Annotated in this window: 23 protein-coding genes; 8 read left to right on the forward strand and 15 right to left on the reverse strand. The window is 43.7% G+C overall.

Features of this window, described 5'->3' with window-relative positions:
* Positions 1-455 precede the first annotated feature (455 nt).
* Positions 456-1,535: a 3-phosphoserine/phosphohydroxythreonine transaminase gene (serC, locus tag FTT73_RS04750; protein WP_100355607.1), complete on the reverse strand. Its 1,080-nt coding sequence runs from the start codon at positions 1,533-1,535 to the stop codon at positions 456-458.
* Positions 1,536-1,797: 262 nt separating this feature from the next.
* Between serC and FTT73_RS04755 the strand changes: the two genes are divergently transcribed.
* The 5 genes from FTT73_RS04755 (at position 1,798) to FTT73_RS04775 (ending at position 7,949) form a co-directional block, all read left to right on the forward strand.
* Positions 1,798-2,979 (forward strand): type I restriction endonuclease, encoded by a 1,182-nt coding sequence (locus FTT73_RS04755; protein WP_180191098.1) that lies wholly within the window; start codon positions 1,798-1,800, stop codon positions 2,977-2,979.
* 137 nt (positions 2,980-3,116) lie between these two features.
* A complete protein-coding gene (locus FTT73_RS04760; RefSeq protein WP_180191099.1) occupies positions 3,117-4,583 on the forward strand; it encodes a TolC family protein in 1,467 nt (488 codons plus the stop codon).
* 11 nt (positions 4,584-4,594) lie between these two features.
* Positions 4,595-5,722, forward strand: coding sequence for an HlyD family secretion protein (locus FTT73_RS04765; RefSeq protein WP_005170000.1), 1,128 nt, complete (start codon positions 4,595-4,597; stop codon positions 5,720-5,722).
* On the forward strand, positions 5,722-6,849 hold the full coding sequence (locus FTT73_RS04770) for an ABC transporter permease (RefSeq protein ID WP_180191100.1): 1,128 nt from the start codon (positions 5,722-5,724) through the stop codon (positions 6,847-6,849). The genes FTT73_RS04765 and FTT73_RS04770 overlap by 1 nt, the downstream gene beginning before the upstream one ends.
* A complete protein-coding gene (locus tag FTT73_RS04775) occupies positions 6,849-7,949 on the forward strand; it encodes an ABC transporter permease (protein WP_100329070.1) in 1,101 nt (366 codons plus the stop codon). Before FTT73_RS04770 ends, FTT73_RS04775 begins: the two co-directional genes overlap by 1 nt.
* Positions 7,950-7,982: 33 nt before the next feature.
* Here the strand turns inward: FTT73_RS04775 and FTT73_RS04780 are convergent, their stop codons facing one another.
* The 6 genes from FTT73_RS04780 to FTT73_RS04805 form a co-directional block, all read right to left on the reverse strand.
* Positions 7,983-8,402, reverse strand: coding sequence for a hypothetical protein (locus FTT73_RS04780; RefSeq protein ID WP_005097650.1), 420 nt, complete (start codon positions 8,400-8,402; stop codon positions 7,983-7,985).
* A gap of 68 nt (positions 8,403-8,470) precedes the next feature.
* Positions 8,471-11,464, reverse strand: a complete 2,994-nt coding sequence (gene gyrA / locus FTT73_RS04785; protein WP_180040018.1) for a DNA gyrase subunit A — start codon at positions 11,462-11,464, stop codon at positions 8,471-8,473.
* A 320-nt stretch (positions 11,465-11,784) separates the two neighbouring features.
* Complete coding sequence (locus FTT73_RS04790) at positions 11,785-12,444, reverse strand: hypothetical protein (protein ID WP_005097652.1); 660 nt, start codon at positions 12,442-12,444, stop codon at positions 11,785-11,787.
* Between the two features lie 153 nt (positions 12,445-12,597).
* Positions 12,598-13,530, reverse strand: coding sequence for an FAD-binding protein (locus FTT73_RS04795; RefSeq protein WP_005169982.1), 933 nt, complete (start codon positions 13,528-13,530; stop codon positions 12,598-12,600).
* Positions 13,531-13,548: 18 nt separating this feature from the next.
* Positions 13,549-14,301, reverse strand: coding sequence for an electron transfer flavoprotein subunit beta/FixA family protein (locus FTT73_RS04800; protein ID WP_005097655.1), 753 nt, complete (start codon positions 14,299-14,301; stop codon positions 13,549-13,551).
* A gap of 520 nt (positions 14,302-14,821) precedes the next feature.
* The gene (locus FTT73_RS04805) at positions 14,822-15,427 is read right to left on the reverse strand and encodes a LysE family translocator (RefSeq protein ID WP_100329074.1); all 606 of its coding nucleotides are present in this window, start codon (positions 15,425-15,427) and stop codon (positions 14,822-14,824) included.
* Between the two features lie 112 nt (positions 15,428-15,539).
* Here FTT73_RS04805 and FTT73_RS04810 point away from each other — a divergent pair, with 112 nt between their 5' ends.
* Positions 15,540-16,034, forward strand: a complete 495-nt coding sequence (locus FTT73_RS04810; protein WP_005265834.1) for an Lrp/AsnC family transcriptional regulator — start codon at positions 15,540-15,542, stop codon at positions 16,032-16,034.
* A 180-nt stretch (positions 16,035-16,214) separates the two neighbouring features.
* Here FTT73_RS04810 and FTT73_RS04815 read toward each other — a convergent pair whose 3' ends face one another.
* From FTT73_RS04815 to FTT73_RS04845, 7 genes are all read right to left on the reverse strand, one after another.
* Positions 16,215-16,598: a hypothetical protein gene (locus FTT73_RS04815; RefSeq protein WP_034608955.1), complete on the reverse strand. Its 384-nt coding sequence runs from the start codon at positions 16,596-16,598 to the stop codon at positions 16,215-16,217.
* A gap of 230 nt (positions 16,599-16,828) precedes the next feature.
* The gene (gene xerA / locus FTT73_RS04820; protein ID WP_005097658.1) at positions 16,829-17,764 is read right to left on the reverse strand and encodes a site-specific tyrosine recombinase/integron integrase; all 936 of its coding nucleotides are present in this window, start codon (positions 17,762-17,764) and stop codon (positions 16,829-16,831) included.
* Positions 17,765-18,370, reverse strand: a complete 606-nt coding sequence (locus tag FTT73_RS04825; RefSeq protein WP_227523632.1) for an alpha/beta fold hydrolase — start codon at positions 18,368-18,370, stop codon at positions 17,765-17,767. It lies immediately after the preceding gene.
* A gap of 93 nt (positions 18,371-18,463) precedes the next feature.
* Positions 18,464-19,309 carry a diaminopimelate epimerase gene (dapF, locus tag FTT73_RS04830; protein WP_100534855.1) on the reverse strand — a complete coding sequence of 282 codons (846 nt, stop codon included), beginning with the start codon at positions 19,307-19,309 and terminating at the stop codon, positions 18,464-18,466.
* A 13-nt stretch (positions 19,310-19,322) separates the two neighbouring features.
* Complete coding sequence (lysA, locus tag FTT73_RS04835) at positions 19,323-20,567, reverse strand: diaminopimelate decarboxylase (RefSeq protein ID WP_005097661.1); 1,245 nt, start codon at positions 20,565-20,567, stop codon at positions 19,323-19,325.
* Between the two features lie 24 nt (positions 20,568-20,591).
* On the reverse strand, positions 20,592-20,825 hold the full coding sequence (locus tag FTT73_RS04840; protein WP_005097662.1) for a lipoprotein: 234 nt from the start codon (positions 20,823-20,825) through the stop codon (positions 20,592-20,594).
* A gap of 141 nt (positions 20,826-20,966) precedes the next feature.
* Positions 20,967-22,370 carry an amino acid permease gene (locus FTT73_RS04845; protein ID WP_005097664.1) on the reverse strand — a complete coding sequence of 468 codons (1,404 nt, stop codon included), beginning with the start codon at positions 22,368-22,370 and terminating at the stop codon, positions 20,967-20,969.
* A 320-nt stretch (positions 22,371-22,690) separates the two neighbouring features.
* On the opposite strand from FTT73_RS04845, the gene FTT73_RS04850 reads away from it, so the two are divergent.
* A complete protein-coding gene (locus tag FTT73_RS04850; protein WP_005097666.1) occupies positions 22,691-24,037 on the forward strand; it encodes a sodium:alanine symporter family protein in 1,347 nt (448 codons plus the stop codon).
* Between the two features lie 100 nt (positions 24,038-24,137).
* Here the strand turns inward: FTT73_RS04850 and FTT73_RS04855 are convergent, their stop codons facing one another.
* Positions 24,138-24,542 (reverse strand): hypothetical protein, encoded by a 405-nt coding sequence (locus FTT73_RS04855; protein ID WP_180077781.1) that lies wholly within the window; start codon positions 24,540-24,542, stop codon positions 24,138-24,140.
* A 175-nt stretch (positions 24,543-24,717) separates the two neighbouring features.
* Here FTT73_RS04855 and radA point away from each other — a divergent pair, with 175 nt between their 5' ends.
* Positions 24,718-26,109 (forward strand): DNA repair protein RadA, encoded by a 1,392-nt coding sequence (gene radA / locus FTT73_RS04860; RefSeq protein ID WP_180191101.1) that lies wholly within the window; start codon positions 24,718-24,720, stop codon positions 26,107-26,109.
* The last annotated feature ends 37 nt before the right edge of the window (positions 26,110-26,146 follow it).

Below are 26,146 nucleotides of genomic sequence, written 5' to 3' on the forward strand. Positions count from 1 at the left end.
AATCGAGTTATCCACATTGTTAAATTCACATGAATTCATTTTATACATGCAATCGAATCCTAAAAATCTTGTAAAAATAAGACTTTGATTTCGCATACGAATAAGTTCAGACAAATCCAAAGCTGATATTTAAATAAAATGAAAATTTATGAACTTTAATCAAGAATGTACTTTATTTAATCAATTTTTTATGATAAAAATACTCACAACAAATAGTATTAACGATAAATAGATCGGACAATAAATATCTATGAAAATCGTGCAAGAAGAAACATTAGACCAGGTCGAGCATCATCTTAGCTCTCGCTATAATATTGATATGATGTCATGCCTTTTTTTCATGTTGGGAATGCTGATCTGCGGCTTTACCCTGCATACTTTTATTTTTTAAATTCCCTGACATAACCGAATGCATAAAAAAACCCAGCCTATGCTGGGTTTTTACATTTCAGGGATTAACCATTGCGTTTTGCAAAGTCATCCATAAAATTCACCAAGGCTTGTACGCCCTCTAATGGCACTGCATTATAAATACTGGCACGCATACCACCGACAGAGCGGTGACCCGCAAGATTCAATAAATGCTGGGCTTCTGCTTCTTTCAGGAATTGTTTTTCAAGATCTGCATTGGCCAAAGTAAATGGCACATTCATGATTGAACGATTTTCTTTGAAGATTGGATTGGCATAAAAATCGCTTTGATCGATATAACCATAAAGCAGATTGGCTTTTTCCAGGTTCACTTTATGCATGGCCTCTACACCACCATTTTCCAGCAACCATTCAAATACCAGACCAGACAAGTACCATGCATAAGTCGACGGCGTATTTACCATAGAACCATTTTTGGCTTGATCTGAGTATTTTAAGATACTTGGAATTTCAGCTTTGGCTTGATCCAGTAAATCTTCACGAATAATCACCAGGGTTAAACCCGCTGGGCCGATATTCTTTTGCGCACCTGCATAGATCACACCAAATTTTGATACATCAAGTGGCGCAGATAAAATGCTTGACGAATAGTCACAAACAAGGGGCTTATCTGTTTCAGGAATAGAGGCAAACTGCAGACCACCAATAGTTTCGTTGTCTGCATAGTGCACATAGGCGGCATCGGCAGACAGCTTCCATTCGCTTTGCGCACTAATCGCGTGTTTAGCATCAATTTTGATACCTGCTTCTACGACATTGATATCGCCATAGCGTTGCGCTTCTTTCAATGCCTTTTCAGACCAGATTCCGGTATGGATATAGTCCGCTTTGTTATTTTTACCCAGCAAGTTCAATGGAATTGCCGAAAATTGTAAGGATGCGCCACCCTGCAAGAACAATACTTTGTAGTTCTCGGGAATATTCATGAGTTTGCGTAGGTCTGCTTCCGCTTTTTCAGCCACGGCCACATAGTCGGAACTACGGTGGCTCATTTCCATGATCGAAAGACCTTTGCCATGCCAGTCAAGCATTTCAGCTTGAGCTTTTTCAAGTACGGCAGTCGGTAATGCAGCAGGACCAGCACAGAAGTTGTACGCGCGCATGAGTTTTCCTTATCTATGTGAGACACAATAAAATGATGGCATTTAACCATATCTGGCAAGGTCTTGCACAAAATTATTTCAATCTCGAACTGTAATTACAGTCAAAAAATCAATGTAGATTCACAAGATAAGTTGACCATTTATAGGATTAATTAAACTTATTATGCCTATTTTTATTAAATGTTTGAGTTTAAAAATAAAACTATTATGATGAACTCACAATGATTAAAAAATAATCTGAAAAATTATAAGTAGGGAAAAAATGGATAACTTTATTAATCGCCTCAAATTACATATTGAGCATGTTAAACGTGTCGGTGCGCATTGCTCAACTGAAGAAACCACCAAACAAGCACTTATATTGCCACTTCTGGATATTTTAGGCTTCAGTCCTTATGATCCAACGAAAGTACTGGCAGAGTTTGCCGCTGATTTTCCTGGTGTCAAATCAACAGAGCGCGTTGACTACGCCCTATATTGTAATGGTCAACCGGTTATGTTAATTGAAGCCAAATCTTATGCAAGTAATTTAACAAATTACGCACCACAACTCTCCCGATATTTTAACTCTACTCTGGGAGTGACCATTGGCGTCATTACCAATGGACGTGAATGGCGTTTTTTCACTGACCTCATTAATCCAAATATTATGGATGAAAAACCTTTTCTGGTTGTTGATTTCACTAAACATCAAGCCGAAGAACTGACTCAATTAGCAGAATTCAAACATGATAATTTCCATGTAGAAAAATTACGATTTTTTGCCGAAGAGAATCAGTATATCCAACAGTTTAAAGCGGTAATCAAAAAATCAATTAATGAAGTCGATATTGATTTTGTACGTTATGTTGCTCAGCAAGCCAATATTCCAAGACAGCTCAATACAAAATTCCTTGAATCAATTCAACCCTTCGTTAAACAAGCAGTCGAACGTGCAATTAGCGATACGGTTTTAAAAGGCTTATCTGCACCCACCGTCATTACAGCACAACCCATTGAGCAACAAACTGAATTAAGGACTGATGAAGTTTCAGAAGAGCCGACTCCCTCAAATCTTCAACAAGACATTATAAATCCTCAGAATCAAAGAATTGTTACCACGGTAGATGAACAAAGCTTACAAAATATTATCCATGAACTTTTTCCAGACCATGAACTCACCGGAAAAGATACGGAGAGCTATTATTCCATTCTGTATCAAAGTAAAAATAATAGATGGTTATTCCGCTATGATGTGAACCGAAAACGTCCTACTGTTCAATTTATTGTTCCCATTGATGAGAGACATAAACTTGAATTAAATAGAGCTGGTCTAGAAGTGTTAAATAATGGACAAATTTATCTGGATAAACCGGAGCATATTTATAGAGCCGTAGGGGTTTTAAAAGATTGTTTAGATTTTTGCATGAATGATGAAAATTTCAAAAGAACCGCTCTAAGTTAGTCAGGACGCGCAAGCGTCCTTGATGCTAGACAGATGTAAAATAAACAATACTACAACCATGCCCCTTACTGAGCTGCAAACCACTGATTTATAATGTACACAAATCAACTTATTCTTCACTTTGGCCATCTGCTTGCATGAATATGACGAACTATAAAAGTAAATTATTTTTGGGGTGTGGATTATTGTCAGGCCTATGGTTGAATAGCCAGAGTCTATACGCCCAGACTTTGAGTTTTCAAGACGCCGAAAAACAGTTATTGCAGTCTTCTTACAGCAGTCAGGCCTATCAAAGCTTGGAACAAGCCTCGAAACTTGAAGCTGAAGCGGTAAAAGGTTTGGGATTACCACGTGTCGATCTGAATGTGCGTGCTTATGCCTTTCGTAATGAATTAGATATTCCTTTGGGTGCTCTTAAAAACAACCTGGAGCAATCTCTCACCAATGGCTTAAATAATAAAATTGATGAGTTTAATTTAGCTGCGAATATTGCCAATCCTTTAAAAGAAGGTTTACAACAACCGATTCATGCTGGTGTAGGCTTAATTCCCGATACCTCCAAGGTCGTACTCGAAGATCAAGTGATTCGTCCTACCGTGTCCATGATGATGCCGCTTTATACCGGTGGTTTGACTCATAGCGCCAAGGAAATTACCAATATTCAGGTCGGTCGCAGTCAGCTCAGTAATCAACAGCAACAAGACACGCAGCGTTTCGAACTGATTCAAAGTTATTTTAATGTGCAACTGCAAAAGCAACTCCATGCAGCAGCAGTATTTAATCTGAATGCCATGCAACAGCATTATCGCAATGCCTTAAAAATGGAACAGCAAGGTTTTATTAGCAAAGGCCAGCGCATGCAGTTTGAAGTGGCGCGTAATAATGCCGAGCGCAGCCAGCAAAATATGCAAACCAATTTAAATGCCAGTCTATTTCAACTGAATAATCTGCTGCAACAAAGCAGTATCACTGAACTGTCGACACCTTTATTTGTCAATCAGACCGAGCCACAGGCTTTAAATCAACTACTGAAAACCTTTAGTCAAAACTCTGCGCTGATTCAAAAAATGCAGCTAGATACCCAATTAGCACAAGCCAATGTCAAAGCTCAGCAAGCAGCAAAAAAACCCAATGTCTTTGCTTTTGGTGAATATAGTTTGGATCAGAATCAAAACTGGATTGTCGGTGTTGCCGCACGCTATAACCTGTTTTCAGGGATTGATAAAAACAAAAATATTCAGGCGGCCGAGCTCAAACGCTATGCCACAGAACTGCTCACCTCACGCACCCAGCAAGAGATTGAAAACCTGATTTATAAATCTTATAGCGAAGCCTTGAGTGCACAGCAAAGTCATGCTTTGTTGGAACAAAATCTAAAAGCTGCGCAGGAAAATTTACGCATTCAAGAGTTGTCCTTTAAAGAGGATATCGGAACAGCAACACAGGTCATTGATGCCCAAAACATGCTTAGCGGGCTACGAGCCGAAACTGCATTGAATGCCTATAAATATGTGATGTCACTGGCCACCCTGTTAAAAAGCCATGGCTCGATTGCAGAATTTCCCAATTATATTCAACACACCAATACCCACTATATTCGCTAATGGAGCCGAACATGAACGACGATCAAAAACCCAATGATCCTGTGAATGAAGCGGTTTCATCTACCGAAACAGAAAGCTCTCCCGCTCCACAGACCCAATCAGCAACGCTAGAGGAAAATCACGCGACGACCTCGACCGATGAGCAGCCTCCTGAAATCTCCAAAAAGAAAAAATATCTACTGCTGGCGTTGCTGCCTATTCTGCTGGCCGTGATTATTTTTGGATTATGGAAAAGCTATCAACCGACGCCGATTGAATTGCAAGGTCGTGTCGAGGCTGAAACGATTCAGGTGGCCACCAAAGTGCCAAGCCGGATTGAAGAAATCTATGTGGAAGAAGGTCAGCGAGTTAAAAAAGGCGATGTTCTGGTTCGCTTAAATAGCCCGGAAATTGCAGCCAAAAAACAGCAAGCTACAGCAGCCTTACAATCGGCTTTGGCCTTACAGTCCACAGCTGAACGTGGCTCGCAGGAAGAAAATGTCGCGAGTCTGTATGCCAACTGGCAATCGCTAAAAGCACAGCAAAATCTCGCCACAGTATCTTATCAGCGTGGGGAAAATCTATTTAAGGAAGGTGTGATTTCACGTCAGCGCCGTGATGAACTGTATGCAGCCAGTCAATCTGCGCTAGAAATGACTGAGGCCGCCTATCAGCAATATGCACGTGCCAAGCGTGGCAGCACCCCGCAGCAAAAGAGTTCAGCCGATGCACAAGTAGACATTGCCCAGGCTGCTCTAAACGAAGCCAATGCGCTAGAAGCAGAAACCGAATTGCTGGCCCCCGTCAATGGAACGGTGTCTAAAACTTATGGCAAAATATCTGAGCTGGTCGCAACCGCAGTGCCCGTGGTCAGCCTGATTGAAGAGAAGATGTGGGTAAGCCTGAATATTCGCGAAGACCAGTATGCTCCATTTCAAAAATTAGAAAGCATTCAAGGTTATATTCCAGCCTTGGATCAAACAGCCAGTTTTCAGATCAAAAGTATTAGCGCTGAAGGTGAGTTTGCCACCATTAAAACCACCCGCCAAACCGGCGGCTATGATGTGAGAAGTTTTAAACTGCATTTGCTACCGACACAAACCATGCCTGAACTGAAAGTCGGTATGAGCGTATTATTTAAACTTAAAGAGACACCCTAATGTGGCTGGGTATATGGCGCGAACTACGCTATTTGCTCCGAGAAAAATGGGATCTGTGCCTGGTTACGCTGGCACCTGCTCTAGTAATTATTTTATTCAGCAGCATGTTTGCGCAGGGCAAGCCTACTCATTTACCGATTGCCATTATTGATCAAGACCGAAGTGCACTCAGCCGAAGCATCTATCGACATGTCTCGCTCAATCATACCCTTAAAATTGAAACGGTATCCGAGCAAGCTGCTGAAGTTGAACGCCTACTGAATGAAAATAAAATTTGGGGTTATATCCATATTCCAAATGGTGCCGAACAACGTTTTGTTCGTGCTCAGGATGCAGAAATTAGCATTGCCTTTAACCAGAGTTATTTCAGTGTCGGCAATACAATTTCTTCAGCCATGCTGGTGAGTACCTTACAAGCCCTGGCTGGGTTTACCGAACAGTACTATCTGGTGAATCGACTGCCCTATATCCAAGCACCGACACCACAGATCAAAATCTCACCTTTGTATAATCCGCAATTGAATTATGAGTTATATCTAGAACCTTATGTCATTCTCGCAGTTCTGCATTTACTGCTGTGTTGTTGTGTGGCATTTTCCGTCGGTCAGGAACTGAAGCGGCAGACCTTAACAAGCTGGATTAGCAACTCATCCATTTGGATGGCTTTAGTGTCTAAAAATCTGGTCTATGTGGCTATTTTTAGTCTATGGACTTGGGCGTGGATGTTTTGGATGATTGAAATTCGCGGCTGGTTTGTTGCCGGTTCGCTTGGTCTGATTTTATTGGCACAATTGCTGCTGTATAGCGCCTATGCATTTTTAAGCGCTGCGGTGGTGCTGACCACCCAAGATTTAAGTAAATCTTTCGGCTTGATTGCTGTATATGGTGGGTCATCATTGAGCTTTGCCGGGGTGACTTTACCTTTAAATAATGCACCCCTATTCACCCAGTTTTGGGCCAATATTATCCCCTTTACTCCTTATGCCAAATTACAAACTGAACAATGGATGATTGGCAGTCCAGTGCAGATCTCACTGCAAGCTGTATGGATCTTGCTGGCCTATGTGGTGGTGTACGCACTGCTAGCCTATATTTTTCTCAAGAAAATAGCCAAAGGAGCAGCCTGATGAAATCCCTTTGGTTTTATTATCTGCGCAGCTTTAAAGATATTGCCAGCCACGGCGCTATCTTTACCACGCTGATTTTATCAGTGGTGTTTTATAGCTTCTTTTATCCCTTTGCTTATCAGGCACAGCAAGCCGAAGCCTTACCGATTATTATTGTTGATGCAGAACAAAGTCACTTGAGCGCGCGGATTATTAGCCAAGTCCGTCAAAGCCCGGATGTTGAAATCAAGGCGATTACCAGCAATTTCGCCGAAGCCAAAACATGGGTTGAATCGCAACAAGCGGATGGGATTTTGCTGCTACCGGACAATTTATCGCAAACGTTAAGGCATGGTGAAACGGGTGGAATAGGACTGTACTTAAGTGCTGCCAATTTTTTAGTCACCAAACAGATGGGGATCGGTTTAGCGACCTCTCTTGAGCAGACCTTGGCAGACTATGCTGAACGTTTTGGCCAGGTTTCAGATTTTTCTCCTGCCCTATCAGTGCATCAGATTCCATTGTTTAATCCGCTCTCCGGCTATGGCAGTTATGTCTTTCCTGCGGTCGCCCCTCTCATCATTCATCAGACCATTTTTTTAGGTTTGAATATGCTGATTCTGGTGTACCGCGAAAGAAAAGTGCAGTTAAACTCAAATGCGTTGATTGGGCTATGTTTAGCGATATTGAGCATTGGCTGTCTGGGTTGTTTTTATTTATTTGGATTTACCTTTTGGTTATTTGATTATCCGCGAGGGGGTAACCTATTCGGCATGCTGCTGGCTGTGCCGGTTTTCGTTTATACTGTGATTGGAATCACCTGCCTATTTGCCAGTTTTCTGGATATGCCGGAACGCGCTGGACATGTAATTGTTTTTACTTCTATCCCTCTATTTTTTTTATCCGGTGCTGCCTGGCCACATGCAGCTATGCCCATCTGGATGCAAGTGATCGCTGAGATACTGCCTTCTACCCAAATGGTGCAGATGTTTATTCAACTGAATCAGATGGGTGTACCGACCGCACTGATTTTGCCTAAACTGATATATCTGGGGCTGATAGGCAGTTTATGTTTTTTCTTGGCTTATCGACGTTTGATTCAAGTGAGTCAAAGCAGATAAAGCATTGGATTTATGCTGTCATCAACTTATGGATTAAGATTCGCCAAAGACCTGAATATTAAAATTACGAATCTTGTTGCTACCATTCGGCTGGTCGAAACTGACATCATACTGCACCAGATTATTTGGATAGGCAATTTCATAGCTGATCTTATATTGGCCAGGCTGGTTGGTTGCTTCTTCAATCTGCTTGGTCATTAAAGTTTTAGACTTATATTCACCTTGCGGAATTGAACGTGAAAAGCGTTTCATCAGCTTTTCGTTGTCCTTAAACTGTGTTTGCAATTGCGGCTCTAGCTGATCCAGAAACTCGTCATACTTCCCATCACGCAAATCCTCATAGGCCAGCTGTGCTGCCTGTTCCTGCTCAGGACTTGGGTTTGGGATATTGTCCATTGAGTTACAGCCACTTAATGCAACTGCTGCCGCTAACAACATTGATTGGGTTTTCATCGCTTACCTTCATTCAGTCAAGATTTATAAAAAAGGACGCCGAAGCGCCCTTTTTATCAATAGAACACTTATTCTTCTACTGAGTTTTCACCATCTTTTTCAACATGTTCAGCTACTGTATCTGTTTCAGTCGCTACATCTGTTTCTGCTACTAAAGATTCTTCACCTTCAATCGCTTCAACAAACTCATCTTCTTCAACAGCTTCAACTGAAACCACACCAACCAGTAACTCTTCATTACCGAGACGGATCAGACGAACACCTTGTGCATTACGACCGGTTTGAGCCACTTCAGAGGCACGGGTACGAACCAAAGTACCGCCATCAGAAATTAACATCAGCTCTTTAGATGCATCAATCGCTACTGCACCGACCAACTGACCATTACGTTCTGAGGTCTTGAGTGCAATCACACCCTTACCGCCACGTTTCTTGGTCGGGAAGTCATCCACCGGGGTACGTTTACCATAACCATTTTCAGAAGCACACAATACTTCACCAGTTTCAGGGACAACGACTAAAGACACAATCCGGCTGATCAATGCTGAATCTGCAGCATCTTCATCATCAGACTCAATCTCAGTTTCTTCGCTTTCTTCCAGCAAGGCTGCTGCACCGATGGTCACGCGCATACCGCGCACACCTTTGGCTGAACGACCCATTGAACGTACATCAGTCTCTGCGAAGCGAATGGCTTTACCTTCGTTCGAGAACAACATGATTTGCTGTTCGCCGTCAGTAATCGCAACACCAATTAAAGTGTCATCGCCATTCAGTTCAATCGCACGTAAACCGTTTGAACGCACATTCGAGAACTGTTCAAGTTCTACACGTTTAATCGTACCGTATTCAGTCGCCATAAACACATAGAAGTTTTTACGAACCGCTTCAGCCTGCTGTGCAAAATCATTGATGATGTCATCATCAAGATCGGTCGTTGAAAGTTCTAAACCTAGCTCTTTCAATTGAACACGAAGTGCATCAGAAATATCATCCGCACCCTCTTCAGATTCAGCAAGTGCCGCTTCAAGTGCCGTAAAGTGACCATTAATCACTTCATTGCTTTGCAGTTGTGCAGCATTGGCTTTTACGAAGGCTTTGAAGTCCGCCAGACGTTCTTTGAATTTCTTCGGTGCATCAATCACCGGTAAAATTGCGGTAATGGTCTCGTTTTCGTCTAATGGCAACAAGTTCACCATTGGGCGACCTTTGGCACCACGTGATGCTTGTGGCACTTCATACACTTTCAGACGATAGACTTTACCAACGTTGGTAAAGCAAAGTACCGTCGCATGACTTGACGTCACAATCAGATGTTGAATGTAATCGTCTTCTTTCATGCTGGTTGCAGACTTGCCACGACCACCACGACGCTGTGCGGCGTAGTCAGACAATGGTTGAGTTTTCGCATAACCTGTTTTTGAAACCGTCAGCACCATTTGCTCTTCAGGAATCAGATCTTCACGAGAGAAATCGATACGTGATTCAACAATCGAGGTTTTACGTGCATCACCATATTGCTGAAGAATCAAAGCCAATTCTTCACGAATTACGTTCATCAACAGATTAAAGTCATTTAAAATTGCAGTCAGTTCAGCAATTTGCGCCAGAATTTCACTATATTCAGCATGTAACTTGTCTTGTTCAAGACCGGTTAAACGATGCAGACGCAGTTCCATAATCGCATTGACTTGGGTGGGTGACAGACGATAAATATCGCCATCCAGACCAAACGGACGACTTGGGTCTTCACCTTCAATCTCATCTGGACGTACAGAAACTGAGCCAGCTTTTTCTAGCAATGCCAATACACCGCCACCTGTCCACTCACCTGCCTGCAAACGCTCACGTGCTTCAGCCGGGTTTGCAGAACTCTTGATAGTTTCGATGATGGCATCAATATTCGCCAGAGCAACGGTTAAACCTTCCAAGATATGACCACGTTCACGCGCTTTGCGTAATTCGAACATGGTACGGCGCGTTACCACTTCCTGACGGTGACGGATAAACGCTGCAATAATATCTTTCAGGTTCATCAGTTTAGGCTGGCCATTATCCAGGCAGACCATGTTGATGCTGAAAGAGTTTTCAAGTTGCGTGTTCTGGAACAGGTTGTTCACGATCACTTCGGCATTTTCGCCACGTTTCAAGTCAATCGCGATACGCATACCGTCTTTATCCGACTCGTCACGCAGCTCGGAAATACCTTCCAGTTTTTTCTCTTTAACCAGTTCAGCAATACGCTCAATGGTTTTTGCTTTATTGACCTGATATGGAATTTCCGTAAACACGATCGTGGTACGGCCATTCTTTGGATCTTCTTCGAAGTGATACTTGCCACGGATGTGTAAACGGCCTTTACCGGTACGGTAGGCATCCACGATGCCCGATTTACCGTAAATAATACCGCCTGTCGGGAAGTCCGGACCAGAAATGTGTTCCATCAACCCTTCGATGCTGATCTGGGGATCATTGGCATAGGCCAGACACGCATTCACAACTTCAGTCATGTTATGCGGCGCCATATTGGTCGCCATACCCACTGCAATACCGGTTACACCATTAACCAGTAAGTTCGGTACACGGGTGGGCATCACCTGAGGAATACGCTCAGAGCCATCGTAGTTGTCTTCCCACTCGACGGTATCTTTTTCAAGATCCGCCAAGAGTTCGTGGGTCAGTTTACGCATACGCACTTCGGTATAACGCATCGCTGCTGCGCTGTCGCCATCGACCGAACCAAAGTTACCCTGACCATCGACCAACTGGTAACGCAAACTGAAATCTTGTGCCATACGTACAATGGTTTCGTATACGGCAAAGTCACCATGCGGGTGATATTTACCGATCACGTCACCGACGACACGTGCAGACTTTTTATAAGCTTTGTTATAGTCATTGCCTAATTCGTGCATTGCGAAAAGCACACGACGATGAACAGGTTTTAAACCATCTCGTACATCGGGCAATGCACGTGACACAATCACGCTCATCGCATAATCGAGATATGAGCTTTTAAGTTCATCCTCAATGGCAATCGGTCTAATTTCCGATACGCTCATGCATACTCCTTATTCTACAAGCCAGTTTTGGCTTGTATTTATATGTCGTAAAACTAGCAAAATCATTAACTCAAACGACTGAGTTAAAAACTAAAATACAGCCCTAAATTATAGCATAAACACTTGTATTTTTGTGTCGAAATATTCAGCTTAACCTTGTTAATTATCTTCATTTTAGTGGTCATTTTCCTGTTATTTCAGCGTCAAAAACAAGTGCACCACATCCATATTTTTTTGCACCCAAAATATACATAAAAACAGCAGTGCAAAAAAAAGATGCACACACAAAATGGGCATCTTCCTTAGATTTAATCTGTCTTTTAATGCGCTTGATTCAGTACCTTGCGATAAGTCAGCACCGCCACAATCAATAGAATCGGCAATAGCATCTCCACCCCTTCCTCAATGGTCATGATCATGACCTGCGTATGTGGTATGAGCTGAATATTGAATTCCTCCCTGAGGGTTGACGTCGTGCGATCCAGAACCTTGCTCAGTCCGCCACAGGCAATGGTCAGGAAGATAAAAAAATGCGCAATATTCAAAGAATCTTTCATGCTGCGTATGGTGTTTACCAATTTTTTTGCCAGTACCAGAAAGACAAAAATAATGCCGAGCAATAAAATAAAGCCCAGCAGCTTGTCTATGAGCGGAATTTCAGCACTGCGATAGAAATTGGTTTTAATAAAGCTGTCGTCAAACAGTCGCTTATGAAAGTCCATTTCCCTGAAGCCCAACAATATCGCAGCAGCAGCGGTAAATATCCGGGTATTCAGTTTAATTTCAGTATTTAGCAGACACAGCATGGCCAGCAAGTACCATAGCCAAGGACTAAGCACTTCAAAAGCGCCCGACTCACTGAATAAATACTGGGTTACTGACAGCGGTGCATTCAACGCAGTATGCACACAAATACTCACATAGAGCGCAATCAGCAGGAAACTAATAAACAGGATATGAGCGGTTCTGGAAAAGGACATGATCAAAACAGGAGAAAAAGCAAAGCAGGATTTTATCACTTTTCATCCAAATCACATACTCTAGTTTCGACTGCCGAGTATCTTTAAAAATTTTCCAATAAAAAACGCCTCTTGGTACAGAGACTAAGAGGCGTTTTAAACTGTATTCAGGAATTAGATTTTAGAAACCAATTCAGGAATAACAGTGTTCAAGTCACCAACTAACCAGTAGTCAGCCACTGCATTGATTGGCGCTTCTTCATCTTTGTTGATCGCAACGATCACTTTAGATTCTTTCATACCGGCCAAATGCTGAATTGCACCAGAAATACCGACAGCGATGTACAGGTCAGGTGCAACGATTTTACCGGTTTGACCAACCTGCATATCGTTAGGAACGAAGCCAGCATCTACTGCAGCACGTGATGCACCTTGTGCAGCACCAAGCTTGTCCGCCAATGGATCAAGGATCGCGTGATAGTTCTCACCAGAACCCACACCACGACCACCAGACACCACGATGCGAGCAGCTGTTAATTCAGGACGCTCAGACTTTACGATTTCTTCGTTGATAAACTTAGAAATGCCTGCATCGCCAGCAACAGTCGCAGCTTCTACAGAGGCAGAACCGCCTTCAGCAGCAACAGCATCAAATGCTGTACCACGAACAGTTGCCAGTACGACATTTTCGCCTGACTCTACAGTTGCAATCGCGTTGCCTGCATAGATCGGACGCTTGAATGTTTTAGGACCATCGACTGCGATGATGTCCGTAATCATGCTCACATCAAGAAGCGCAGCTGCACGTGGTAAAATGTTTTTACCAGTGGTAGTCGAAGCAGCAAGAATATGGCTATAACCTTTACCTAATTCAGCAACCAGTTTCGCTACGTTTTCAGCCAGCTGGTTTGCATAAGCAGCATCATCAGCAAGTACGACTTTGCTTACACCCGTAACTTTCGCTGCTTGATCAGCAACTGCTTGAGCGCCAGAACCAGCAACCAATACAGTGATATCACCACCGATTTTTTGCGCCGCAGCAACAACGTTTAAAGTAGCAGCGTTTAATGCTTTGTTGTCGTGCTCAGCGATAACTAAAATACTCATGATTTTTATCCTTCTGTATTAGATCACTTTCGCTTCGTTTTTCAATTTTTCTACAAGCTCGTCTACAGACTTCACTTGTACGCCAGCTTTACGCTCTGCAGGTGATTCAACTTTTACTGTTTTCAGTTTAGTTGTGGTCGTTACACCAAAATCTGCAGGCGACTTGTTATCAAGCGGTTTTTTACGCGCTTTCATGATGTTTGGAAGCGCTGCATAACGTGGCTCGTTCAAACGCAAGTCAGTGGTAATAATGGCTGGAAGTGCAAGTTCAACAGTTTGTAAACCACCGTCTACTTCACGTGTTACTTGTACTTTGTCGCCATCTACTTTCACTTCAGAAGCAAATGTACCTTGGCCCGCACCCATTAGAGCGCCAAGCATCTGACCAACCTGATTAGAGTCGTCATCAATGGCTTGCTTACCTAGAAGGATTAATTGTGGTTGTTCAGCTTCAACAACACCTTTCAGGATTTTAGCAATTTCTAGCGCACCGAGCTGGCTGTCATCAGCTTCAACCAGAATACCGCGGTCAGCACCAAGCGCCATTGCAGAACGGATCTGTTCTTGCGCTTCTTTAGGACCAATAGAAACAACAATGATTTCTGAAACAGTTCCTTTTTCTTTTAAACGAACCGCTTCTTCCACTGCGATTTCACAGAATGGGTTAATTGACATTTTAACGTTGGTTAAGTCAACACCACTGTTGTCCGGTTTAACACGAACTTTAACGTTGGCATCAACCACACGTTTTACAGCAACAAGAGCCTTCATGTAATCCTCGGCTGTTTTAGCAAATGTAAATGTTGAGAAAAGTTAGTGTAACTCTTCACTTAAATTTTTTTAGGTGCCCTATCTTGCAATGTGTACGGCATTTCGGTCAAGTCACAATTCAACAAAGAGCTGTAAAAATGCGTAAATTTACCTGAACGATGCGTTCACAATTAATTGTTATCCATTTATTACAATGAAATGTATAAACATTTACTTAAAATTTAAGCATTGATTTATATTATTTTTTTATTTGATTAGTCACATCAATAGTTCTGATTGAAAAGCTGTACGCAAAATAAAATGAAAGTAGTTGGCAGCAAAACTGGCAGGATGAACCCACAATCATATTTGTCATTTTAGACAGAAATCTTCTTTGAAACGGATTTGGCCCACTAAAAAGACCAATTGACTGAATAAGCAACCCGCTCACTTATAGATACGCCAGGAAAGTCATCTCTTTTTCAAATGCTTTTAACCATAAAAAAGCATACTGTGAAAAGTATGCTTTTTTGAATCGGGCTTAATTGATGATGAGCCAGCTTGCTGCAAGCGCCAATAAACCACCAGAAGTTCCATCTACCCATTTTTGTTTACGTTCATCAATCTGGGTTTTCTGGCTGATTTTGCTGAACAAAATACTTAAGCCACAATACACCACAAAAATCAGACCAATAAAAATAAAGGACAGAATCAAACCTTGACTGACAGTATTGGCCGATTTATCAATAAACTGCGGCAAAATCGCAAAATAAATCAGCATGCCTTTCGGGTTTAATAACGCAGTAAAAAAACCTTTTTGAATCGGATTAGCTGATGTCTTTTTCTCAATGTTCAGCACACTTTTACTGAATACTGACTTGAACAGGCCAAAGGCCAGATACAGCAGATAAGCAATTCCGAGCCAGCGAATCGTTTCAAACAGCACCGGAAAGGACACAATAATCGCGGCAATTCCGAGTGCGACCAGAATCGAATGTACCAGATAACCACAACACACACCGACAGTCGCCATCATGCCTGCTTTTGCATCTTTACCCATTACTTGAGACAGGATAAATAACATATCGGGTCCAGGCGTAAAAATCAGGGGAAGCACGGTCAGTGCAAAGAGTACAAATACAGACATTTCCTTTTCCTTTCAAACTCCAGAAAGTGAAACAAGTATCTGCGATTTTTTACAAAATTGGCTTTCAATTTATTTTATAATAAGTCTTATTTTTCGAATATTATTCTAATTTATGAAAATATCCACCAAGTCTGTGCGGGTAAAACTTGATCGAATTGATAAAAATATCATTCGACATTTACAAGCCAATGGCCGTATTCAAAATAATGATCTGGCGCGGGAAATTGGACTTTCACCTTCCTCCTGTTTGCGGCGGGTCAAATTACTGGAAGATGCGGGTGTGATTCAGAATTACACCACCATTGTCGATCAACAGAAAATTGGCTTTCAGCTGATTTTGTTTTCACGGATTTGGCTGGTCGGTCAAGATGCTGAAACCATTGACACCTTTATTGAGGCCATGAAAGAACTGCCTCAAGTGATGGAGTGCTATATCATTTTGGGGGAAAGTGATGCCTTGCTGAAAGTCGTGGTGCCTGATCTAGAAAGTTACCGTAAATTCCAGTCGACACATCTGACTAAAAAAAATGGTATTACCAGTGTTAAAACCGATTTACCTAGTCAGATTATTAAACAGAGTTTCCAATTGCCTTTAGAAGATTTATAAACGAATGGATTAAGAATGGCGACGGCGTATTTTTAATTCCAGCGCTAAATAATCATAGCCAGCTTAAAGCACCCGCTATGTTGCAGATAGATAGATCGCAAGTTTGACGATAAGAAAAATATCAGGTTGCCTTGTTTAAAGACAACCTTTTTCTTGAGTAAAGCCGAGATACTAGGGAGTTTAGGCAGTTACCTGTGCTAAAAAATCACGATGAATATGGCTTAAATCCACCAATTCATAGTCTGATAATTCAAAAACTGTCCAAATCGCAATCGCATCTTCTTTTAAATCGACCGCTTGGGTGGCACGATTCGACACTTGCCACTGTAAATCAGAAATCCATAAATAGTATTGTCCTGTCATTGCATTAAATGCCTGAACTTTACCATCGGCATTAATCCCTTGAATGATGGCACCTTCAGGTAAAGTCGCTGCAAGACTCGGTAAGCTAATGTCCACAAAATGCTTGATTTGTCGCAAACCATAACCTGCAAACATTTCTTTTTGAGCTGCGCTTAACTGTGCATATTTTTGTTCTATATCTGCAATCACTATTGTGTCCATATCAATTCCCATCCGCCAAATGCTGAGACTTTGCTCAGTCATACTTCATTTTAAATATTAATTACTCGTTCTTGTTATACCTGAAATGGCGCATTTAACGAATAAGACAATAGTGAAATGCCCAACAGAACGCCAGCTTTCAGTTCAATTCCATTTTAAAATTTAAATATGAAAGTTTTATGCCAAAAAAATATATTCATGATTCTTACTTTCTACCACTTGGCGCATGATCAATCCTTTTTATGCTGTGCACGCGGATGCGCCTGATCATAAATTTGTGCCAGATGATCAAAATCGACGTGAGTATAAATCTGGGTGGTGCTTAAATTACTGTGGCCCAGCATTTCCTGAACCGCACGTAAGTCGCGGCTATTCGACAGCATATGACTGGCAAAGCAGTGACGTAACAAATGCGGATGTAAATCCACATTGACGCCTGCGCGCTGCGCCTGAAACTTGACCCGATTTTCAATTTGGCGTGCACCCAGTGGATTGCCCTTCTGGGTAATAAATACATTCGCCTCTGGCACAAAGTCGCCATTCCAGCGTGGATAAAGCTGTAACCAGGCCATGACACTTGCTTTGGCCTTGGAGCCGAAAGGCACAATCCGGGTTTTATTACCTTTACCAGTAATACGTAACAACTGCCGGTTAAAGTCGATATCTTTGATTCTGAGGTTTTGTAATTCGGCCAGACGCAACCCACTGGAATACAGCAACTCCAGAATGGCTTTGTCCCGGAGCCACATTTGCTGCTGGATTTCATTTTCAGGCGCAGGCTGATCGATGATCTGATTCACGGTTTCAATGTCTACCATGCCCGGCAAAGGACGCGATTGGCGCTTTAACTGAAAATCATCAGCCGGATTAAAAGCGAGATGCTGGGCCTGCTCTGCCCATTTCATAAACTGGCGAATGGACGACAGCATGCGCTGAAGACTGCTGGGACTCAGCTGATGCTGTTCGACTTTTTCAGCCAGAAACTGGCGCAGGTCTGTGGCTTCTACATCATTTAAATTGAGCTGCTCACGCTGGCAAAACTCTAAAAAATCCGAGACATCACGAGCATAGGCCTGCAAGGTATGTTTAGACTGGTTCTGGATTTCACGTTCTTTCAGCCACATATTGAGCAAAAGTTGAGGGGGCACAGTCACTGCATGCTCCATTTAAAATTGCTCCAGATAATCTTGAATCAGTGCTGCCACCTGATCTGCATGAGTGTTGGCAAAGAAATGATTTCCGCCTTGAATGATATGCAGTTTTGCATGTTTAAATATTTTTTCTAAGTATTGTCCTACTTGAATGGTGCTTAGAGGATCATGATCTGCCCAAATTAGCAAAATGGGAATTTCAAGACCGGCGAGCTGATCAGGATTAAATTCAGTGTGATCTTGTACAAACCAGTTCGGTACTGCTTTAAACTGTTCACGATAATCTGTTCGCCAGTCGGCACAGTGAAATCTCTTCAAATTTAAACCGCCTGATGTCGCCAACAATACCAGCCCTTTGACTTTTTGCGGATGCTTAAGCGCTAACCCAACTGCCAGTACACCGCCCATCGACTGGGCAATCAGAATGGAGTCATCCTGAATCTGCCTATTTACTAGTTCTTGCAAATCATACAGGTTTTGAATGGCTACATTTGGCGTCACCCCATCAAATCCTGGATAGGCAATGACCTGCTGATCTGGATATTCGGTTAATGCTGCCCTTAACGGCTGCCAAAAACCTTGGCTGCCAGATGCACCCGGTAAAAATACAAGCTGATTCATGAAGGCATAATCATGCATATTAAATTTCAGTTTCATCCTAACATAAAAAAAGCACCGTTCTGAGCACGGTGCTTTTTTAAAACTTAATGCCGATTAACCCTGAAAATAACGCAAATCCAGACGCCCTTCATACACGGTCGCCGTTGGTCCGGTCATCCAGACCACATCGCCTTCTTTCCACTCGATCTGCAACTTGCCACCTGCCAGCTCGATTTCAACCTTGCTCGACAGCAGACCACGGCGCATACCGGAAATGGCTGCGGCACAGGCACCTGTACCACAGGCCAAAGTCTCGCCGACCCCACGTTCATACACACGCAAACGCGCATGTTTTTCATCAATGATCTGCATAAAGCCAGCATTGACCCGTGCCGGGAAACGCGCATGCGCTTCAACTTGTGGGCCAATACGTGCCACATCGGCAGCAATCACATCCGGTACAATCGTCACCGCATGTGGATTACCCATATTCACCACATCAATGCTCAGCTTTTCACCGCTAGCAAGCTCAATGTCATACAGGCTTTCCGGTGCATCGGCCAAAAATGGAATGTCCTGTGGCAGGAATTTCGGATAGCCCATATTGACCCGCACCCAGCCATTGGCACCCAATTCCGGTTCAACAATACCAGACTTCGTCTGTACCTTGATTTTGGTTTTGCTGGTCAACTGACGGTCATGTACAAACTTGGCAAAACAGCGCACGCCATTGCCACATTGTTCTACTTCCGAACCATCGGCATTAAAAATCCGGTATTTAAAATCTGCACTCGGTACGTCTGGTGGTTCAACCACCAGCAGCTGATCAAAACCAATACCAAAGTTACGATTGGCCAAGCGCTGAATGGTGACCGGATCCAAATAAGCGCGCTGGCTGATCAGATCAACCACCATAAAGTCATTGCCCAGACCATGCATCTTGGTAAATTCTAATAACATCTCGATTTAGTCCTTAAGGCAATAAACGCTCACGTTCCCAGAGTGATTCAATCGTCTCACGTTCACGAATCAGATGTGCCTGATCTGCATCAACCATCACTTCAGCCGCACGGCCGCGACTGTTGTAGTTTGAGCTCATCACAAAACCGTAGGCACCTGCGCCCAAGACTGCCAGTACATCATTTTCTTTGATTGCCAATTCACGCTCTTTACCGAGGAAATCACCGGTTTCACAGATCGCACCTACCACATCCCATTCTTTAGTTTCAGCATCATTACGCGGCGTCACTGGCTGAATGTCCATCCATGCTTCATATAAAGCCGGACGAATCAGGTCGTTCATCGCCGCATCAATGATGGCAAAATTACGATGATTGGTCGGTTTGAGCAGATCGACTTTGGTCAGCAATACACCCGCATTGGCAGAAATACTACGCCCCGGCTCCATATACACTTTCAGGCCCAATTTTTCTAATGCTGGACGTAGCGCATTGGCATATTCTTCAACCGATGGCGGGGTTTCATCTTTATAAGTCACCCCCAGACCACCACCAATATCGATGTGTTTGAGGTGGATACCCATTTCTTTGAGCTGGTCAATCATGACAATGACACGATCCAGCGCATCAACAAAAGGCTGGGTTTCGGTGAGCTGTGAACCGATATGACAGTCAATCCCGACCACATCCAGATTGGCCAGTGACGCCGCATATTGATAGGTTGCAAATACGCTATCAGATGGAATACCGAATTTATTTTCTTTTAGACCGGTTGAAATATAAGGATGGGTTTTGGCATCGACGTCCGGATTCACGCGCAATGAAATCGGCGCTTTAACATTCAATTCAGCCGCAACCTTTTGAATACGATCCAGCTCGGCATGAGATTCCACATTAAAGCAGGCAATGCCCACTTCTAAGGCTTTTTTAATATCTGCTTCAGTTTTACCCAGACCCGAAAATACAATTTTTGCGGCATCACCACCGGCTTTCAGTACACGTGCCAATTCACCGCCGGTCACAATATCAAAACCGGCCCCCTGTTTGGCCAATACATTCAATACCGCAAGATTGGAGTTGGACTTTACCGCGAAACAGATTTGATGATCGATAAAGTTAAAAGCACGGTCCATATCTAAAAAATGCTTTTCCAAGGTGGCTTTGGAATAAACATAGAGAGGTGTGCCAAATTGCTCTGCGAGCTGTTGTAATGAACATTGCTCAGCGTGCAATACCCCATTAATGCGGGTGAAACTCATGAAGGTATCCTTTCTTTGAAAGCGTTAAGGTGTAGTCGTTGAATCTGATGCTTCAGGCGCAGCAAACTGTTGTTGCACAGGGGCATCTCGTTCTTCATCGGAGGCTTTGGATTCAGCTTCGGTATTTTTATATAACAAATACTTGGCACGCTTGTCGTAATCTGGATCATTCGGCAAGTGCAACGCACCTGACTGCCCACAAGCTGCAAGAACAAGACTTGTCGCCAAGATACTGATGTAGCAAATGACTTGATGCATCTGACCACCTAATTGAATAGTGTTTCGATGAAGTATAACGCGATGATCACCATGACCAAAGCGCTAAAGCGCTAAAGCCTAGAGATTATCTTTAGCGATAAAAAAACGCCAGCAGATCGCTGACGTTTTTATTGATAAGGTTTATTTATGTTTCTGTTTATAGAAACCGAAATAGCCAATAACCAGAAGGATAAACCAGATCGGGCTGACCATCAGTGCTTGACGGGTATCGTCTTCCAGCGCCAACACCACGATCATGCTCAGGAAGAATACGATCACAATCCAGCAGGTCACCAGACCACCCGGCAACTTAAAGGTCGATTTGGCATGCAATTCTGGACGTGTTTTGTAGTACACGATATAGCTCCAGATAATGATGATCCAGACACAGATAAACAGAATCGTGGATAAAGTCGTTGCTAAAGTGAAAGCGCGGACGGTATCTGGAACGAAATACTGTAGTGCTGCACCCAGCAACAAACATACCGCAGAGAAATACAAGGCATTTGCCGGAACTGCACGACGGTTTAAGCGACCAAAGGCAAGTGGTGCCTGCTCTTCACGCGACAGACCGAACAGCATACGACTGGTCGAGAATACCCCACTGTTCATCGATGACATCACCGAGGACAACACCACCAGGTTCATGATGATCGCAGCTGCGGCAATACCAGCCTGACTAAACAGGTTCACAAAGGGCGAGATATTTGGATCAATCTGATTCCATGGCGTTACCGACATCACAATCAAAAGTGCCAGTACATAGAAAATAATGATACGGATCGGAATCGAGTTCACTGCTTTCGGCAGGTTCTTTTCCGGATCTTTGGTTTCAGCTGCGGTCGTACCCACCAGCTCTACACCCACGAAGGCAAAAATCGCAATCTGGAACCCGGCCAGGAAGCCCATCGCTCCAGTCGGGAAGATACCGCCATGTGACCAGATATGACTAAATGACGCAACTGTGCCGGCATCCGAGGTAAACCCGGTAAAGACCATCCACAGGCCAACGGCAATCAGCACCACAATCGCGATAATCTTGACCAGAGCAAACCAGAATTCCATTTCACCAAACAGTTTGACCGTGACCAGGTTCAAACCCATGATAAACACAATCGCGGCAACGCTGATCATCACTCCTTCTTCAGGACTAAAGGGCAAGCCATTATTGAAGAATTGCAGGTAATAAATAATCGCGGATAGATCTGCGATCCCGATAGTGATCCAGCACAGCCAGTAGGTCCAGCCAACAAAGTATCCGGCCCAAGGCCCGATCAGATCCGTGGCAAAATCAATGAATGATTTATATTGCAAATTCGAGAGCAACAACTCACCGAGTGCACGCATTACCAGAAATACCATAAAACCGATGATCATATAGATCACCAGAATAGAAGGACCTGCGAGACTGATGGTCTTGCCCGAACCCATAAACAGGCCGGTTCCGATGGCGCCACCAATGGCAATAAGCTGTAGATGCCGATTGGATAAACTTCGCTGTAACTCACCGTGCTCTGCCGATGAACTGTTATATTTTTCTGACATTATTGATTTCAACTTCGAGTTTTACTCGCGACAAATTAACGTAAAAAAGCCTGAATACAAAAAGAAAAATCACATCATTTGTATTTTCTGCCTAAACTGTAAAGTTCATTTATTTTTCTTATATCTCACTCGCGCCAGCTTAACGCTTATTTTTTCGACGCCCGAGATTCAAGAAACTTCTTGTCAAAGCAGCAAAACCATGTAAAAACTAGAACACAATTCCGCCATTTTAAGTATTCAGGATGAATACCGATGGCACAATAATTGCTTTTTAATCAATATCTCGAATTACATAGACATGGATCAATAAGAAGAATTTTATGCAAAATTTACAAAGTTTAATGGAGACTTTAAGCGGCTGGGTCTGGGGCCCTTATATGCTGGTACTGATTGTCGGCACCGGGATATTCCTCACTTTCCGCTTATTGTTCTGGCAATTCCGTATGTTGCCACTGGCCTTCAAACAGGTTTTTGGCAAGCATCCCGAGCACTCAGGCGATATTTCCCAGTTCGCTTCACTGATGACTGCACTGTCTGCCACGATTGGTACCGGTAATATTGCCGGCGTAGCCACCGCCTGTGTGCTGGGTGGTCCGGGTGCGGTGTTCTGGATGTGGATGACTGCACTGTTTGGTATGGCGACTAAATACGGCGAAGGTGTCCTTGCAGTCAAATACCGGATTAAAAATGAAAAAGGTGAAATGTCGGGTGGTCCGATGTACTACATCGAACGTGGCCTGAAATGGAAATGGCTGGCGCTGATTTTTGCCTTGTTCGGGACACTGGCCTCTTTTGGGATCGGCAGTTCAGTGCAGTCCAATACTGTTGCACTGGCAGTTGAAAACAGTTTGGGGATCGAAACCTGGATGACCGGTATTATCATTACTGCCTTTTCAGCACTGGTGATTTTGGGCGGGATTAAATCGATTTCCAAGGCATCTTCGGTGATTGTTCCAATCATGGCGGTAGGCTATGTGGCTGGTGGTCTGGTCATTATTCTCAACAATTTAGAACTGGTAGCGCCTGCACTAAAAATGATCTTCACCTATGCTTTTACCGGTGAAGCTGCAGTAGGCGGTGCGATTGGTGCGGCGATTCGTTATGGTGTAGCACGTGGGGTATTCTCGAATGAAGCCGGCATGGGCTCTGCGCCGATTGCAGCCGCAGCAGCAAAAACCGACCATCCTGCCCGTCAGGGTCTGGTCTCTATGACCGGTACTTTTATTGATACCATTATTGTGTGTTCGATTACTGGTATTGTTCTGGTCATGGGCTACATCATGGCCGGTAATTCATTTGGCGATCAGACCGGTGCAGTACTGACGATTGGCGTGTTCGACAAACTCCTGCCCGGTGTCGGTGGCTGGGTGGTCACCTTCGGAATTATTTTCTTTGCTTATTCCACGATTTTAGGCTGGAGCTACTACGGCGAAAAATGTGCCACTTACTTGCTCGGCGAAAAGTTCGTTCTACCCTATCGTATTATTTATATTGCATCGGTTTTTGTCGGCTGTATCGCGACACTGGATCTGGTCTGGTTATTTGCCGATACCTTTAATGGTCTGATGGCGGTTCCCAACCTGATTGCATTGCTGTTATTGTCTGGCGTGATTGCCAAGGAATCGAAAGACTTCATCGCAAGGCGTAAATCTGGTGAACTTTATTAACCGCCTTATTGCTTAAATCCCGAACCAAGAGAATAAAAAGCCACATCAATTGTGGCTTTTTATTATTAATTATTCGAAATCCAAATCCAATATTCATGTTCTATGAGCATAAACCGCCCCATTCTGGTAATTTGCCGTCAGATTCGAGTTCAAGTGCCAGCCCTAAAGATAAAACAAAAAACTGAATGCCTTCAATTTTCATATTGCCCTGATCATCTTCCAAATACTCGCTCAGTTTCTGATAGGTTTTATGCTGCAGGTCAAAAGGTACATCCAGATATAGACTGCCCGAATACACGTCACTGCGGACTGTGGGCTCAATGCCTAAACACGGTATATAACGGATACCCTGTTGCTCTAACCAGCCGATAAACATTTGCCGAACCGAGTGAGCGTCCTGATCTGGGTATACATACTGTTCAAAATGCACAAACAGCACATCACGGTTTTTTTCACGTGCGATCGCATCAATATGTTTCAGCAATTGTGACAAGATCTGTTCCATTTTCAGCATAACAAGACGGGCATTATAGACGGCGTTGATACACAACATCCGAATAAGCACAAATAAAAACGACAAGCCTTGTCGTAAAAACCATGATTTCTCAGGTGAAAGGCTTGGTTTTAGATCACATTCACCGCTATGCTGTCAGTCAATTTCAATCGCCTCATCTTAAAATATGGCTAAAGCAAAAAGTGTCTATCGTTGTGAACAATGTGGTGCAGATCATCCGAAATGGTCGGGACAATGTTCGGAATGTGGGGAATGGAACAGCCTGACTGAGGTCAGCATTGCACCTGCGGTTACACATCGGGCTCAGCCAAAAATCGCGGGTGGATATGCAGGTCAGGCATCCACAATCACCATCTTAAATCAGGTCTCAGTCTCTCACGAAACCCGTCTGCCAACAGGAATCAGTGAATTTGACCGGGTTCTGGGTGGCGGACTGGTAACAGGTTCCGTGGTTCTGATTGGCGGTGATCCCGGAATTGGTAAATCGACTATTTTGCTGCAAACAGCCGCGCACATGGCTTCTGCCAAAAATTCGGCCTTATACGTCACCGGCGAAGAATCCTTGTCTCAGGTCGCGCTACGTGCCCAGCGTCTGGATCTGCCGACCGATCAGCTCAAGGTCATGGCCGAAACCTGTGTTGAACGTATTTGTGAAGTATTGGCCCAACAACGCCCTGCCGTAGCAATTCTGGACTCAATTCAAACCCTGTATACCGAGACCTTACAATCAGCTCCAGGTGGAGTCTCGCAGATTCGTGAATCCGCTGCCCTGCTGACCCGTTTTGCCAAAAACAGCGGTACCTCTTTATTTCTGGTCGGTCATGTCACCAAAGAAGGCGCCTTGGCAGGCCCACGCGTACTTGAGCATATGGTCGATTGTGTGCTGTATTTTGAAGGTCAGTCCGATTCACGTTACCGGATGATCCGTGCCGTCAAAAACCGTTTTGGCGCGGTGAATGAACTCGGGGTGTTTGGCATGACCGACAAAGGGCTGCGCGAAGTGTCCAATCCATCTGCAATATTTTTAAGCCGTTATGATGAAGCGATTCCGGGCTCGATTGTCATGATCAGTCGTGAAGGCACGCGTCCACTCCTGGTCGAAGTACAGGCTTTGGTCGATGATGCGCATGGCCAACCAAGACGTGTAGCACTTGGCCTGGATCAGAACCGCCTGAATATGCTCTTGGCCGTCATGCATCGGCATGGTGGTGTGCAAACCTCCGGCCAGGATGTCTATGTCAATATCGTCGGTGGTTTGAAAATCACCGAAACCGGTTCAGATCTGGCGGTACTTCTCGCCTGCGCTTCCAGTATTCGTGGCAAGGCCTTACCACAACAACTGGCTGTTTTTGGGGAAGTCGGGCTGTCTGGTGAAATTCGTCCCGTGCCAAATGGACAGGAACGTCTGAAAGAAGCGATCAAGCATGGTTTTAAATACATTATTGTGCCGCGTGGCAATGCACCGCAAAAAACCATTGCAGGCGTGCAAATTATTCCTGTTGCCCGTTTGCATGAAGCCCTGAGTGAAGCCATGTCTTTAAGTGATGAGCTAAATTAAGCATCAGGCAGTGAATTTGCAGTAAAGCGCAAAAAAA

It is taken from the genome of Acinetobacter sp. YH01006, assembly GCF_013420445.1.
Classification (GTDB): Bacteria; Pseudomonadota; Gammaproteobacteria; order Pseudomonadales; family Moraxellaceae; genus Acinetobacter; species Acinetobacter pseudolwoffii.